This is a genomic window from Leifsonia sp. Ger2509 (assembly GCF_055231915.1).
Genome location: NZ_JBUYVB010000003.1, coordinates 1111091 through 1124822, shown reverse-complemented (window position 1 = coordinate 1124822; position 13732 = coordinate 1111091). Strand labels below are relative to the sequence as shown.

Below are 13732 nucleotides of genomic sequence, written 5' to 3'. Positions count from 1 at the left end.
GCTTCTCTGGTGCCCACCCCAGAAACCGCCTCGAAGCGTGCAACGCGCTTCCGGTCGATCGTTCTCGTCCCGGTTCTCGCCCTGATCGCGCTGCTGTGCTGGGCTGTCGCCTCACCGATCGGCTCGAGCCCGGACGACGACTTCCACCTGACGAGCATCTGGTGCGGTCTGGGCGATCGCCCGGGGCTCTGCGAGTCGGTTCCCGGCCACCCCGAGCAGCGGGTCGTGCCGTATGCGGTCGGCCAGACGAACTGCGACCGACACTTCGCCGGAAGCGAGGAGACCTGCCCGGTCGACGGGCTCGCCCCCGATTCGTCGATCGCCACCACGCGCGGCAACTTCGTTGGAACCTACCCGCCCGTGTACTACGCCTTCATGGGATTGTTCGCCAGCACGAACTACACGGTCGCAGCCCTCGTCATGCGCATCGTCAACATCGTCCTCTTCGTCGGTCTGAGCTCACTGCTGTACTTCCTTCTCAGCCCCAGCAGGCGGCGGACACTGTTGTGGGCGTGGTCCATCGTCATCGTGCCGCTCGGTGCGTTCCTCGTCGCGTCCAACAATCCGAGTGCGTGGGCGGTGATCTCGGGAGGCACGCTCTGGCTCGCTCTTGTCGGCTATCTCGAGCAACGCGGCTGGCGCAGCATCGTGCTCGGTGTCCTCGCTGCCGTCTCCCTGATCATGGGAGCAGGAGCGCGCGCGGACTCCGCCGTGTACGGGGTGATCGCCGTAGGGGTTGCTGTCTTCATGACCTTCGAACGGACCAGGGCCTTTCTGCTCAAGGCGCTCGTTCCTGTCGTCTTCGTGATCGTCGCCGCGGCCTTCTACCTGTCGGCGAACCAGTCGTCGGTCGCGTCAGGGGGCCTGTCCGGCGAGCACGCCGCCAGCGGTGCCGGCGGCCTCTCGCTGGTCTGGAACAATCTCCTGCAGGTGCCCAGCCTCTGGGCAGGAGTACTCGGCACCTGGGGCCTCGGCTGGCTCGACGTCCTCATGCCGGCGGTCGTCCCGGTTCTCGGCATCCTCGCGTTCGGAGCGGTGACGTTCACCGGGCTGATCTCGATCACGGTGCGCAAGATCATCGCGCTCGCGGGAATGGGTGTGCTCCTCGTGGCGATTCCGTCGTGGATCCTGTACAAAGGCCACGCGACCGTCGGCCAGGAGGTGCAGCCCCGGTACATCATGCCGCTCGTCATCATCTTCGCCGGGATCGCCCTGCTGCAGGCCGGCCCGCGACTGATCCGCTTCACACGGGTTCAGACCCTGGTCGTCATCATCTCCGTCGCGATCGCCAACACGATCGCCCTCCACACGACGATGGCGCGCTACATCACCGGTCCGGGAATGCATAGCTTCAACCTGAACCATTCCGTGCGCTGGTGGTGGAACACGCCCGTGTCGCCCACCATCGTGTGGCTGATCGGAAGCCTTGCGTTCGCGGCCGCCGTCGCGATCGCGCTCTGGCAGGCGTCGGCGCGTCGCCTTCCGGACGACGTGATCGTCGGCGAACGACGGTCAGCGGTAACCGTCTGAACGGATCGCCTAGGCGACACCGATCACGCGGTAGGTCACACCCGGCCATGTGTCGGGAGCGCTCACACGCCTCCCGTCGATGAAGGCCTTGACGCCAGGCAGGTCGGCGGGACCGGTCGTGCGGTAGTCCGCGTGGTCGGTCTGCACGATCGCCGCGTCGATCGCGTCACCGAAGTGATACGGCTCGAAGCCGAGTGCGCGCAGCTCGTCGTCGGTGTACAGGGGGTCGTGGACCAGCGGCACGGCGTGGCGCGACCGGAGGGCGTCGACCGTCGGGAAGACGCCGGAGAACGCGGTCTCCTTGACCCCGCCGCGGTAGGCGGCACCGAGGACGACGACGCGCGCCCCGTCGATCGAGCCGTAGGCGCCTTCGAGCATCGAAACCGCGTGCGACGGCATCGCTGCGTTCGCTTCGCGTGCCGCCTTCACGATCGTGGCCTCCGGATCGTTCCAGAGGTAGAGGCGGGGGTAGACGGGGATGCAGTGGCCGCCGACGGCGATGCCAGGACGGTGGATGTGGCTGTACGGCTGCGAGTTCGACGCCTCGATCACCTGGTAGACGTCGATCCCCGAGCGCTCGGCGAATCGTGCGAACTGGTTCGCGAGGCCGATGTTGACATCGCGGTAGGTCGTCTCGGCGAGCTTGGCGAACTCCGCGGCCTCCGCCGAGCCGAGGTCCCACACGCCGTTCGGCCGGGCCAGATCGGCGCGCTCATCGAAGTCGAGCACCTCGCGATAGAACTGCGTGGCCTTCTCGGCGCCCGAGGCGGAGAGCCCGCCGATCAGCTTCGGATACTTGCGGAGATCCGCGAAGATGCGACCGGACAGCACGCGCTCGGGAGAGAACACCAGGTCGAAGTCTTCGCCCTCGACGAGGCCGGACACCGATTCGATCAGCGGCTTCCAGCGGGTGCGCGTCGTGCCGACGGGGAGCGTGGTCTCGTAGGAGACGAGCGTGCCGGGGGTGAGCGTCGCGGCGAGGGATTTCGTCGCGGCGTCCATCCAGCCCCAGTCGGGCCTGGCATCCAGGTCGACGAAGAGCGGGACCACGATGACGACGGCGTCGGCGTCTGGCACGGCATCGGCGTAGTCGGTCGTCGCCCGCAGATTGCCCGAGGCGACCACACCGGAGAGGAGCTCGGCCAGGTCGGTCTCGCCGGGGAACGGCTCGACGCCCGCGTTGATCAGTTCGACGGTTCGCGGATTGACGTCGACACCGACGACCTCGTGGCCTTTCGTCGCGAACTGGACCGCAAGCGGAAGTCCGATCTTTCCCAGTGCGATAACCGCGATTCTCATGTGCGAAGTGGTCCCTGAATACGTCATTCACCGATATTGTCTAGGCTTTCAATCCTATTCGTGACTGATGGCGCGAACGAACGAGAGCGCTCCACGCTTCGGGAAGGACACGGTTCGAGGATGGGGAACCCCCTGAAGTCCCTGGCCTCCACGGTCGCCAGGAAGGCGGCCGCGAATCGTCACCGACTGCCCAGCTGGGTCACCTCGGGCCTCGACCGGGCGATCGAACGGCCCAACACCCTGTACGGCTCGCTCGCGTACCGGATCATCGGAGCGGAGGACGGGCCGGCAGGCCCGAACCCGGTGCTCGGCGCGGAGTCGACCCGGGTCTACATCGGGCCGGCGAACTATGCAGGCCAGGGTCGTGAATGGGCCGCCGCCGCCGAAGCAGGTCGCGATGACACGAGGGCCGTGAACATGGTCGTCGGCGTCCCGGGGATGATGCGCTTCGACGCCGACATCGAGGTGCCGCTGCGCACCTACATGGGCAGCGAGAAGTGGCAGCACGACCAGTTCACCTACGTCGCTGGTTTCACCCACAGCATGATCGAGAGCGGCCGGTCGCTCTTCGGTGCCCTCTACGAGCACGATGCGTTCCGGGAGGCCTCCGCCCTCGCCGCTGCGGGAGTGAGCGTCTCGATGATGTGCCACGGCTCCGACGTGAGGCAGCACACCCGTCACCGGGAGAACCATCCGTGGTCGCCCTATGCCGACCGCTCGCTCTACAGCCGTTCAGCCGAGCGCAGGGCCGCCCTGCTCGTCGAACGCCTGGGAGCGTTCAGCGGCCCGGTGTTCGTCTCGACTCCGGACCTCCTCGACGACGTCCCGTTCGGCATCTGGTGCCCCGTCGTCGTCGACACCGAACGCTGGCACCGAGGCGCGGACCCCCTGGAACGCGACCGTCCGCTGGTCGTGCACTCGCCGAGTTCGTCGTCGATCAAGGGGAGCGACCTTATCGAACCGCACCTGCGACAGCTCGAAGCCGAAGGACTGATCGAGTACCGGCGACTCGAAGGGGTCCCGTGGGAGCGGATGCCCGACATCGTCAGGGACGCAGACATCGTGCTCGATCAGTTTCGCATCGGAAGCTACGGTGTCGCCGCGTGCGAGGCGCTGGCGGCCGGCCGGGTGGTCGTCGGCCAGGTGGCTCCGCACATCCGGGCACGCGTGCAGGAACGCTCCGGCCTGGACCTGCCGATCGTCGAGGCGAGCGTCGAGACCGTCGGAGACGTCGTGAGGGCGCTCGTGGAGGATCGGGACGAGGCCCGCCAGACAGCGGCGCGCGGCGTGGACTTCGTCGCGGCGCTCCACGACGGGTTCGCTGCGGCGGAGTCCATGAGCCGGAGTTGGCTCGGCTCCTCCGGCCTGCGCGCCCGTCCCGCGCGATGACGGTCCTGGCGCATCCTGCGAATAGGCTTGGTCCATGCGTGTCCTGAGCGTCGTCGGCGCCCGTCCCCAGTTCGTCAAGCTCGCGCCGATCTCGGCGGCGATGAGCGGCCGGGCCGACCATATCGTCGTCCACACCGGCCAGCACTACGACGAGCTGATGAGCGATGTCTTCTTCCGCGATCTCGGCATCCCGGCGCCGGATGTCAACCTCGCCGTCGGGTCCGGAAAGCACGGGGCGCAGACGGGGGCCATGCTCGCCGGCCTGGAGCCGGTGTTCGAGGAGTACCAGCCGGACTGGGTCCTCGTGTACGGCGACACCAATTCGACCATCGCCGCAGCCCTCGCCGCGGTCAAGCTGCACCTGCCCCTTGCCCACCTCGAGTCCGGCCTTCGTTCCTTCAACCGGCGCATGCCTGAGGAGCACAACCGGGTGCTCACCGATCACGCGGCCGATCTGCTCCTCGCTCCGACGGAGGTCGCGATGCAGCACCTCGCCGATGAGGGACTCGGCGATCGCAGCGTTCTCGTCGGCGATGTGATGACGGATGTGCTCTACCGGGTCCGCGACTCAGCCCTGGCCGAGAACCCGGCACCGCCGCACGGACTCACAGCCGGCGAGTACTACGTCGCGACGATCCACCGTCCTGACAACACCGACGACGGCCCGCGCCTCGAGCGGATCATCGCGGGTCTCGCCGGGCTCGACCGACCGGTGCTACTCCTCGCCCACCCGCGCCTGGTCGTCGCCGCCGCCTCCGCGGGCGTCTCGCTCGAAGGCGGATCGATCGTCCTCACCTCCCCGCTCGCCTATCCGGACCTGGTCAGGGCCGTGAGCAGCAGCCGCGGTGTCGTCACCGACTCCGGTGGGCTGCAGAAGGAGGCCTTCCTGCTCCGCGTTCCCTGCACCACCGTGCGCCCGGAGACGGAATGGGTCGAGACGGTCGAGCTGGGCTGGAATGTCCTGGTGGGGTCGGAGGTCGAGCGCCTCGCCGAGGCGGTCGAGCGTCCGAGGCCGGCGGACACCACAGCCGCACCCTACGGCGACGGCAATGCGGCCGAGCACGTCGTCGACGTGCTCATCGACCGCGCGAACGCCTCCTGAGCGCTTTCAGGGTCACCTCGGCGGCGCGGTGCCCGGTCGCTGCGATCGAGGCGTGTTCACGCACCCACGCCACGCGCGCCTGGGCTGCCAGGGCCGAATCCCCGCTCCGCCATGCGCGCGCGGCCGTCAGCATCGCCTCGGCGACGGCCGCAGGGTCGTAGTCCGCACGCCAGCCCAGGCCGCTCTGTTCGACGAGCTGTGCACCGACGCCGATCCCGGCGAACACGACAGGCGTTCCGCAGGCGGCCGCTGCGTAGGTCTTGGTGGGCTTCGCGAAGTCGTAGCCCACTCCGGGCCGGATACTCGCCAGCGCGGCCGTGGCGCCCCTGATCCATGCGGCGGTCTCCGCCGGGGGGATCACGCCATGCATGTGGACGCAGGTGAGCCCGAGCCGCTCCGCCACATCGCGGATCGCCGGCTCCTCGACGCCCTGGCCGAAGAAGTGGAGGCTGGCTGACGGGAAGTCGTGCAGGATGTGCGGCATCGCCTCGACGAACACGGTCGGTCCCTGCCATTCGGACATGGCACCGGTGTACACGAAGGTCGGTGAGACCGTGTCGGCGACGGGTCCGTCCGGACGGAAGATGTCGGTGTCGACGCCGTTGCCGATCGAGCTGACCCGATCGCCGGGCACGCGGAACGACCGCACCTTCTCGGCGACCTCGTCGGAGACGGCGATCACGGCTGCGGCCCTGCGCATGACGAAGCCTTCGACGCGCCGCATGACTGCGATGACCGGTTTCGGCGCACCGAGGGCGATCAGTCCATCCGTCCAGACATCCGCCGCGTAGTAGACGAACGGGCGCCTGCGGAGCCAGGAGGTCACCGCGACGACGAGTCCCGTCGTGGGCGGCGGCTCCGAGACCACGAGGTCCGCGCGGGCGACGAGCAGACGGAAGAAGAGCGGGATGTCGAAGCTCAGGTACTGCACGTAGCCGCGGACGTTGCCGCCCGCATCCCGCAGCACGGCCGCACGTGCCGTCGACACGCCGGGGTCGACCGGCTCCGGAGCCGAGCCTGTGGGCGGTGTCGTCGTGACGACGCGCACCGTCGCACCGGCGGCGGCCAGGCCGCGCGCGAGAGCACGGAGACGGAACGAGGCCGCGCCGACTTCGGGCGCGTAGAGCCGGGTCGCGATGACGATGCGCGGGGTGGCCCCACTCACTCGGTGACGTTCACCGTCCTCGACTCGTTAGCGGAGGTGATCACGGCTTCGGCCACACGGACGTTCGCGAGACCTTCCCGCATGGTCACGATGTTGCCCCCTCGACCGAGGATCGCGTCGCGGAACGCTTCGTGCTCGAGCCGGAGCGGCTCGCGCTTTGCGAGTGCGTAACGGGTCATGGTGCCCTCGGAGACACCGCGGAAGGCCATGACGGACTCCCACTCGGTGTTCACGGTGCCGTTCTCGTAGAACGTGAGGTCGCCGCCGATGGTGTCGGCGACGAATGCGCCGCGCTCGCCGGTGACGACGGTGACGCGCTCCTTCATCGGAGAGAGCCAGTTGACGAGGTGGTTGGTGATGACCTGGTTCTCGAGGCGTGCGGTGAAGGAGACCATGTCCTCGAACTCGCGGCCGCTGCGCACCGTCGTGTGCGCCGAGACCGAGGCGAACGGGCTCTGTGCCAGCCAGGAAGTGAGGTCGATGTCGTGAGTCGCGAGGTCCTTCACGACGCCGACGTCCGCGATGCGGGCGGGGAACGGTCCCTGCCTGCGGGTCGCGATCTGGTAGACCTCGCCGAGCACGCCCGCCTCGATGCGCTCGCGGAGGCTCTGGAGGGCCGGGTTGTAGCGCTCGATGTGGCCGACGGCGCCGACGAGACCGCGGGACTCGAAGGCCTCGACGATCCGTGTGCTCGACTGGACGTCGCCCGAGATCGGCTTCTCGACGAGGGCGTGGATCCCCGCGTCCGCGAGGCGGAGGGCGAGATCTTCGTGGTAGGCGGTCGGGACGGCGACCACGGCGGCGTCGATGCCCGACGAGATCAGATCTTCGACGGATGCCGAGACCTCGAGGTCGCCGGCGACCCGGTGGGGATCTCCCATCGCGTCGGCGACACCGGCCAGCACGACGCCGTCCGTCTCGCGGATCACGCGCGCGTGGTGCCGGCCCATCATCCCCAGGCCGACGAGACCGATTCTCAGGTCTGCCATCACGAACCCGCCTTCGCGAGGGCGTTGACCGCCGAGACGATGCGCTCCAGGTCGCCGCGCGACAGCGAGGGGTGCACGGGGAGGGACAGTACTTCTGCAGCGGCCCGCTCGGTCTCCGGCAGGTCTTCCGTGCGCTGGAAGGAGGGAAGGCGGTGGTTGGGGATCGGGTAGTAGACGCCGCTGCCGACCGCATACTCGTCGCGAAGGGCCTTCGCGAAGCCGTCGCGGTCGCCGGCGACGCGGATCGTGTACTGGTGGTAGACGTGCGTCGCGTCCGGCGCGACCGGAGGGATGACGACGCCCTCGAGTTCGGCGTCGAAGAATGCGGCGTTGTCGCGGCGCTGCTGCGTCCAACCGTCGATCTTGGTCAGCTGCACCCGGCCGATGGCGGCGTGCAGGTTGGTCATCCGCGCGTTGAAGCCTACGATCTCGTTCTCGTACTGCTTCTCCATGCCCTGGTTGCGCAACAGGCGGAGCCTGCGGGCGACGTCGTCACTGCCTGTGGTGACGATGCCTCCTTCGCCGGAGGTCATGTTCTTCGTCGGGTAGAGGCTGAACATTGCGAACGAGCCGAAGGCGCCGACCGGGACGCCGGCCTTGGTGGCGCCGTGCGCCTGGGCCGCGTCTTCGAAGAGCTGGAGGCCGCGGCTGGACGCCAGGTCGCCGAGAGCGACCACGTCGGCCGGGTGGCCGTACAGGTGCACCGGCATGATGCCCACGGTGCGCTCGGTGATCACCGATTCGACGGCAGCGACGTCGAGCGCGAAGTAGTCCGGCTCGATGTCGGCGAAGACGGGCGTTGCGCCGGTCAGTGCGACGGAGTTGGCGGTCGCGGCGAAGGTGAACGACGGCACGATGACCTCGTCGCCAGGGCCGACGCCCGCCGCCAGGAGGCCGAGGTGCAGGCCGGCCGTGCCGGAGTTGACGGCGACGGCGTGACGGCCGTCCACGAGGTGCTCCGAGAACTCGGTCTCGAAGGCGGCCACTTCGGCGCCCTGTGCGAGCATGCCGGTCGCGAGGACGGCGTCGACCGCCGCCCGCTCTTCGTCGCCGATGATCGGCTTGGCGGCCGGGATGAACTCCAGTTGGTCGCTCATTCGGAAACCTCCCTCAGTTCGTCGTTCTCTTCGCGGTAGCGTGCGCCCGTCACCGGGCAGACCCACTCGTCGCCGTCGGGCTCGAGCGGGACGCCTGCGCGCCCGACCCAGCGGATGCGTCGCGCAGGTACCCCGGCCACGAGCGCGAAGTCCTGGACATCCTTCGTGACGACGGCGCCGGCGGCCACGGTCGCCCAGCGGCCGATGGTCACCGGGGCGACGCACACCGCCCTGGCACCGATGGAGGCGCCTTCGCGGATCGTGACTCCGACCGGCGTCCAGTCGTGGGCGCTCTTCAGTTCCCCGTCCGGCGTGACCGCGCGGGGATAGGTGTCGTTGGTGAGCACGACGGCCGGACCGATGAACACGCCGGCTTCGAGCACAGCGGGCTCGTAGACGAGGGCGTAGTTCTGGACCTTGCAGTTGTCGCCCATCACGACGCCCGTACCGATGTATGCGCCCCGGCCGACGATGCAGTCCCTGCCCATCCGCACGCCTTCGCGCACTTGAGCGAGGTGCCAGATCTTGGTGCCTTCGCCGATCGTCGCTTCATCCGACACATCGGCCTCGGGTGCAATAAAGACCAACGCGTCTGGTCCTCTCGGGTGATTCGGGAGTCGGAAGGCGGGCGCTTCCGCAAAGAAACTACCATGTGAACCTCGGGTGACGCCGGGCGGCGGACCCCTCGGCCAGCGTGTGCACAGGGGGCCATCAGGCCGGGCCGGTTAGGATTGGGGCAGTCCGTCAGGCCGAGCCGACCTCGTCGGGGCAGCACACGCGCGAACCGAAGCAACCGAGGAGTCACCATCAGCACGCCCGTCGAGCAGCGTACCTGGCTCGTGGTCCCACTCTTCAACGAAGCCCCGGTGGTCCGCGGCGTCATCGAACAGGCCCGTGCGACCTTTCCGAAGGTGGTCTGCGTCGACGACGGCAGCTCCGACGATTCCGTGGGGGAGGCGACGGCGGCCGGTGCGATCGTGGTGCGTCATCCGATCAATCTCGGCCAGGGCGCATCCCTCCGGACAGGGCTCGACTACGCGCTGCGCGACCCGGAGGCCGACTATTTCGTCACCTTCGACGCCGACGGGCAGCATCTCGCCGAGGATGCACTCGCCATGGTGAAGATGCTCGACTCCCAGCCACTCGACATCGTCGTCGGTTCGCGGTTCCTCGACGGCCGCACCTCCGTCTCTCCGCTGAAGCGGGTCGTCCTGAAACTCGGCATCCTGTTCGAGCGGCTCAGCACGGGCGTCCGGCTGACGGATGCGCACAACGGCCTCCGCGCCCTCAACCGTCACGCGGCTCAGACCATCGCAATCACGCAGAACCGCATGGCCCACGCTTCCGAGATCGTGTCGGAGATCGGCCGCAACGACCTGAGGTGGGCCGAAGCGCCTGTCCACGTCATCTACACTGACTACTCCCGTTCGAAGGGCCAGTCCGTGTGGAACTCGGTGAACATCCTCAGCGATCTTTTCTTGAAATAGGAGCCCAGTGTGGACAACGGGCAATTTGTAATCAAAGTCATCCTGGTGCTGGCGTTCGCCGCCTTCGCCGTCTTCCTCATGCTTCCCGGGCGCGGCGTCCGGCACGCGGCGATCCGGCGCCTCACCATGGTCGGCCTTCTCGCGGTGACGGTGCTCGCGGTGGTCTTCCCGTCGATCGTGAACGAGGTGGCGCACTTCGTCGGCGTCGGGCGCGGCACCGACCTGCTCCTGTACGGGCTGATCGTCGTGTTCATCGGCAACTCGATCCTGGTCCAGCGCAGGCACCGCAACACCGAGCGGCAGATCACCGAGCTCGCACGCCAGCTCGCGATCCTGCAGGCGCCGTCGCCCGATTCGGTGGACACCGCCGTCGAACGCGTTGCCGAACACCCGGCCGACACCGCTGGTGGCCCCCGGCCCATCCCTTAGGATCGGTCGTATGCGGACCCTGATCACCGGCGGAGCCGGCTACATCGGCTCGCACGTCGCCCGGCTCCTCAGGAACCGCGGCGACTCGGTCGTCGTCGTCGACGATCTCTCGACGGGCTTCGCCGACCGGCTGGGCGACGCCCGATTGGTCAGGCTCGACCTCGCGTCCGACACCGCCCCCGCGATCCTCGACGGTGTGCTCCGGGAGGAGCGCATCGACGCCGTCCTGCATTTCGCCGCGCGCAAGCAGGTCCACGAATCGGTGCAGCGGCCCGCGTGGTACTACGCGCAGAATGTCGGTGCGCTCGCCAACCTGCTGCTCGCGATGGAGTCCGCCGGGGTCTCCCGCCTCGTGTTCTCCTCGTCGGCCGCCGTCTACGGCGCCGTCGAGGGAGACGCAGTCTCCGAGTCCGCGCCGACGCATCCGGTGAACCCGTACGGACGGACCAAACTCGTCGGCGAGCAGCTCATAGACGACGCCGCGATCGGCTCCGGGGTCTCAGCGGTCAGCCTCCGGTACTTCAACGTGGGCGGGGCAGGGTGGCCCGAACTGGCGGATCGCGCGGTCCTGAACCTCGTGCCCATGGTCTTCGAGCGCATCGACGCAGGCCTGCCGCCGGTGATCTTCGGAGACGACTATCCCACTGTCGACGGCACGTGCGTGCGCGACTACGTCCATGTCCTCGACCTCGCGGACGCGCACATCGTGGCACTCGACCACCTCGCCTCGGGCGCGCACGGGCACGCCGTCTTCAACGTCGGCACGGGCGAGGGGACGAGCGTCAAAGCGATGGTCGACGAGATCCTCGCCGTCGCAGGCTCCGGGCTGCGCCCGGAGATCCACCCCCGGCGACCGGGAGACCCGGCGAGCGTGGTGGCCTCGCCCGCTCTGATCGCCGAGAAGCTCGGCTGGCGGGCCGAACGCGGTCTGGATGAGATCGTCCGCTCGGCCTGGGACGCCCATCTGACATGACTCCTGGGATCTCGGTCGCGCTCTGCACCTACAACGGCGCCGCCTTCATCGAGGAGCAGCTGACAAGCATCCTCGATCAGGGCCGCGTCCCCGACGAGCTCATCGTCTCCGACGACGGATCGGACGACGGGACGCTCGAGATCGTCGCCGCGACGGTCGAAGAAGCCGCGGCGCGCGGTGCCACGACCGAGGTCGTGGTGCTCGCGGGAACCACACCATCCGGCGTCACCGCCAACTTCGAAAGGGCCGTCGCCCGAGCGACGTGCCCGCTGATCGCGCTCAGCGACCAGGACGACGTCTGGCACCGGGGGAGGCTCGCGGAACTGGCGGCACGGTTCGACGACGACCGCCTGACCTTCCTGCACACGGACGCGCGGCTGGTCAGCGAGAACGGTTCGCCGCTCGGCGCCACCCTCTTCGAATCCCTCGAGCTCTCCGAGAACGAGCTGCGCCTCGAAGAGACGGGGCGAGCGTTCGATGCGCTGCTGCGCCGGAATCTCGCGACCGGCGCGACCGTCGTCTTCCGCCGCGAGCTCCTCGACGTGGCGCGCCCGTTCCCGCCCGAGTGGGTGCACGACGAGTGGCTCGCCATCATCGCGGCGGCGACCGGTCGCGTCGGTGTCCTCCCGGAGACGACGATCGACTACCGCCAGCACGGCGGGAACCAGATCGGTGTCACCAACCCGACGCTGCGATACAAGGTCGGGCGCGTACTCCAGCCGCGTGGAGAGCGCAACGTGAAGCTCGCGCGGCAGTTCCGGGTGCTCGCCGTACGGCTCGAAGCACTCGGGGATGCCGTTCCGCGCAGCTATGTGGATGCGGCGCGACAGAAGGCGGATTTCGAAGAGCGGCGTGCGGCGATGGCGCCCAATCGCCTTCTCCGGGTCGGTGCCGTGTTCGGGCTTGCGCGCCGGGGACTCTACGGCCGGTACGCCAGCCGGGGACGCTCGGACATCATCCGCGACCTCCTGCAACCGGCTTAGGCTCGTGCCGGGGCAGGGCGCTGCGCCAGCTCATGCCCTGCGACGCCTTGACCGCGCAGACGACGAGGAGCAGCCAGCCCGCCTCGACCAGGATCGAGCTCTCGAAGACGCTGGTCACCAGGAGCGCGACGAGCACCAGGGGCGCCCACACGTAGACGACGCTGCGTTTGTTGGACGCGAGCAGCCATGAGCGGCCGAACGCGAGCGCGATGAGGGCGACGAACAGGATCAGGCCGATCAGGCCGATCTGGAGGTAGACATCCAGATAAGCGTTGAGCCCGTTGGCGTGCTCGGCGCCGGTGTTGGCCTGGATTGCGGTGAACGGGTACAGGTCTTCCGGCCATCCGCCGACCCAGCCCCAGCCGAGGATCTGGTCGACGGGGATGAGCTGCCAGATCTGGATCCAGAGCCGGTAGCGCACCGAGAAGTCGGCTCGCGCGTTCAGGAGGTCGATGACGCGCGTGCGGTAGACGTAGGCCAGCACGAGGCTGAGCACCGTGATGGCGGCGAGGCCCCACTGGTAGAAGGGCCGCAGGCGGGCGGGAACCTTTCTCACGGCGAAGAGGGCGAGCGTCGCGAGGCCGACGATGACGGAGACGGCTGCGATCACAGGGGAGTGGGTGAGGAGGATGCAGAGCACCGCCAGCGCGATAGACGCCGCGGCCGTCGCCGGGCGGACGGACCGCGTGCGCAGTTCGACCAGGAACGTGACGAAGGCGATGAGCGCGACGATGCTGAGCTGGTTGCGGCTGCCGAAGATCCCCTGGATCGGTCCACCGAGCCCGATGTCGCCCTGGATGCCGAGGAACCGGATGGGCAGGTCGATCAGCAGTCCGCTGAGCACCTCGAGGGCGAGCGACACCGACAAGAGCACGCGCAGAACGTCACCGACGACCCGGACGATCTGGATCGCATCGCGCACGAGGGCGATGTAGATGCCGAGGAATGCGAACGTGAGCTGATAGCCGATCCCGGCGAACGTCGCCCACTGGTAGTTGCTCCAGAAGATCGAGAGAGCGCACCAACCGACGAAGACGAGGATCGAGATCGGGAGGAGACCATGCCATTCGATCGTCTCGCGTTGCGCGATGAACGAGATGGCGGCGAGCAGGACGAGAGCGGACAGCGCACCGATCAGCCCCGGCCAGCCCATGACGCTCCGGATGGCGTGCGTCGAGAACCCGACGCCGACGGCGACGAGCGAGAGGGCGGAGGCGAATCGCGCTGAGCCGAAGAACTCCGTGAGCGCGGCCGGCACCAGGGGTCGACGGGTCACGGCCATGCGCCAA

Annotated in this window: 13 protein-coding genes; 7 read left to right on the top strand and 6 right to left on the bottom strand. The window is 68.5% G+C overall.

Going from position 1 to position 13732, the window contains the following annotated elements:
- The first annotated feature begins 9 nt into the window (after window positions 1–9).
- Entirely contained in the window at window positions 10–1530 is a 1521-nt protein-coding gene (locus ACV7NN_RS05680; protein WP_463348605.1) for a DUF2142 domain-containing protein, read from the top strand.
- Window positions 1531–1539: 9 nt separating this feature from the next.
- Here ACV7NN_RS05680 and ACV7NN_RS05675 read toward each other — a convergent pair whose 3' ends face one another.
- Window positions 1540–2829, bottom strand: a complete 1290-nt coding sequence (locus ACV7NN_RS05675) for a nucleotide sugar dehydrogenase (protein WP_463348604.1) — start codon at window positions 2827–2829, stop codon at window positions 1540–1542.
- Between the two features lie 120 nt (window positions 2830–2949).
- Here ACV7NN_RS05675 and ACV7NN_RS05670 point away from each other — a divergent pair, with 120 nt between their 5' ends.
- Together ACV7NN_RS05670 and wecB are read left to right on the top strand one after the other, a co-directional pair.
- Complete coding sequence (locus ACV7NN_RS05670) at window positions 2950–4218, top strand: glycosyltransferase family protein (RefSeq protein WP_463348603.1); 1269 nt, start codon at window positions 2950–2952, stop codon at window positions 4216–4218.
- A gap of 34 nt (window positions 4219–4252) precedes the next feature.
- Window positions 4253–5320 (top strand): non-hydrolyzing UDP-N-acetylglucosamine 2-epimerase, encoded by a 1068-nt coding sequence (gene wecB / locus ACV7NN_RS05665; protein ID WP_463348602.1) that lies wholly within the window; start codon window positions 4253–4255, stop codon window positions 5318–5320.
- Here the strand turns inward: wecB and ACV7NN_RS05660 are convergent.
- The 4 genes from ACV7NN_RS05660 to ACV7NN_RS05645 are packed head-to-tail and all read right to left on the bottom strand — an operon-like array spanning window position 5295 to window position 9158.
- On the bottom strand, window positions 5295–6485 hold the full coding sequence (locus ACV7NN_RS05660; RefSeq protein ID WP_463348601.1) for a glycosyltransferase family 4 protein: 1191 nt from the start codon (window positions 6483–6485) through the stop codon (window positions 5295–5297). The two genes, wecB and ACV7NN_RS05660, sit on opposite strands and share 26 nt — an antisense overlap.
- Window positions 6482–7474, bottom strand: a complete 993-nt coding sequence (locus ACV7NN_RS05655; RefSeq protein ID WP_463348600.1) for a Gfo/Idh/MocA family protein — start codon at window positions 7472–7474, stop codon at window positions 6482–6484. Before ACV7NN_RS05655 ends, ACV7NN_RS05660 begins: the two co-directional genes overlap by 4 nt.
- Window positions 7474–8571 (bottom strand): DegT/DnrJ/EryC1/StrS family aminotransferase, encoded by a 1098-nt coding sequence (locus tag ACV7NN_RS05650; protein ID WP_463348599.1) that lies wholly within the window; start codon window positions 8569–8571, stop codon window positions 7474–7476. The genes ACV7NN_RS05655 and ACV7NN_RS05650 overlap by 1 nt, the downstream gene beginning before the upstream one ends.
- The gene (locus ACV7NN_RS05645) at window positions 8568–9158 is read right to left on the bottom strand and encodes an acyltransferase (protein WP_463348598.1); all 591 of its coding nucleotides are present in this window, start codon (window positions 9156–9158) and stop codon (window positions 8568–8570) included. Before ACV7NN_RS05645 ends, ACV7NN_RS05650 begins: the two co-directional genes overlap by 4 nt.
- A 252-nt stretch (window positions 9159–9410) precedes the next feature.
- On the opposite strand from ACV7NN_RS05645, the gene ACV7NN_RS05640 reads away from it, so the two are divergent.
- Genes ACV7NN_RS05640 through ACV7NN_RS05625 form a run of 4 tightly spaced genes read left to right on the top strand, consistent with a single transcriptional unit; the run spans window position 9411 to window position 12443 of the window.
- The gene (locus ACV7NN_RS05640) at window positions 9411–10058 is read left to right on the top strand and encodes a glycosyltransferase family 2 protein (RefSeq protein ID WP_463348597.1); all 648 of its coding nucleotides are present in this window, start codon (window positions 9411–9413) and stop codon (window positions 10056–10058) included.
- 9 nt (window positions 10059–10067) lie between these two features.
- Window positions 10068–10487: a DUF2304 family protein gene (locus tag ACV7NN_RS05635; protein ID WP_463348596.1), complete on the top strand. Its 420-nt coding sequence runs from the start codon at window positions 10068–10070 to the stop codon at window positions 10485–10487.
- 10 nt (window positions 10488–10497) lie between these two features.
- Window positions 10498–11460: a UDP-glucose 4-epimerase GalE gene (galE, locus tag ACV7NN_RS05630; protein ID WP_463348595.1), complete on the top strand. Its 963-nt coding sequence runs from the start codon at window positions 10498–10500 to the stop codon at window positions 11458–11460.
- On the top strand, window positions 11457–12443 hold the full coding sequence (locus ACV7NN_RS05625; protein ID WP_463348594.1) for a glycosyltransferase family 2 protein: 987 nt from the start codon (window positions 11457–11459) through the stop codon (window positions 12441–12443). Before galE ends, ACV7NN_RS05625 begins: the two co-directional genes overlap by 4 nt.
- Here ACV7NN_RS05625 and ACV7NN_RS05620 read toward each other — a convergent pair.
- A complete protein-coding gene (locus tag ACV7NN_RS05620) occupies window positions 12415–13725 on the bottom strand; it encodes an O-antigen ligase family protein (RefSeq protein WP_463348593.1) in 1311 nt (436 codons plus the stop codon). The genes ACV7NN_RS05625 and ACV7NN_RS05620 overlap by 29 nt on opposite strands.
- Window positions 13726–13732: the final 7 nt, after the last annotated feature.

Coding starts and splice junctions, on each gene's coding strand:
- ACV7NN_RS05675 (WP_463348604.1), bottom strand. CDS start 2,829: ATGAGAATCGCGGTTATCGCACTGGGAAAGATCGGACTTCCGCTTGCG.
- ACV7NN_RS05670 (WP_463348603.1), top strand. CDS start 2,950: ATGGGGAACCCCCTGAAGTCCCTGGCCTCCACGGTCGCCAGGAAGGCG.
- wecB (WP_463348602.1), top strand. CDS start 4,253: ATGCGTGTCCTGAGCGTCGTCGGCGCCCGTCCCCAGTTCGTCAAGCTC.
- ACV7NN_RS05655 (WP_463348600.1), bottom strand. CDS start 7,474: ATGGCAGACCTGAGAATCGGTCTCGTCGGCCTGGGGATGATGGGCCGG.
- ACV7NN_RS05650 (WP_463348599.1), bottom strand. CDS start 8,571: ATGAGCGACCAACTGGAGTTCATCCCGGCCGCCAAGCCGATCATCGGC.
- galE (WP_463348595.1), top strand. CDS start 10,498: ATGCGGACCCTGATCACCGGCGGAGCCGGCTACATCGGCTCGCACGTC.
- ACV7NN_RS05625 (WP_463348594.1), top strand. CDS start 11,457: ATGACTCCTGGGATCTCGGTCGCGCTCTGCACCTACAACGGCGCCGCC.
- ACV7NN_RS05620 (WP_463348593.1), bottom strand. CDS start 13,725: ATGGCCGTGACCCGTCGACCCCTGGTGCCGGCCGCGCTCACGGAGTTC.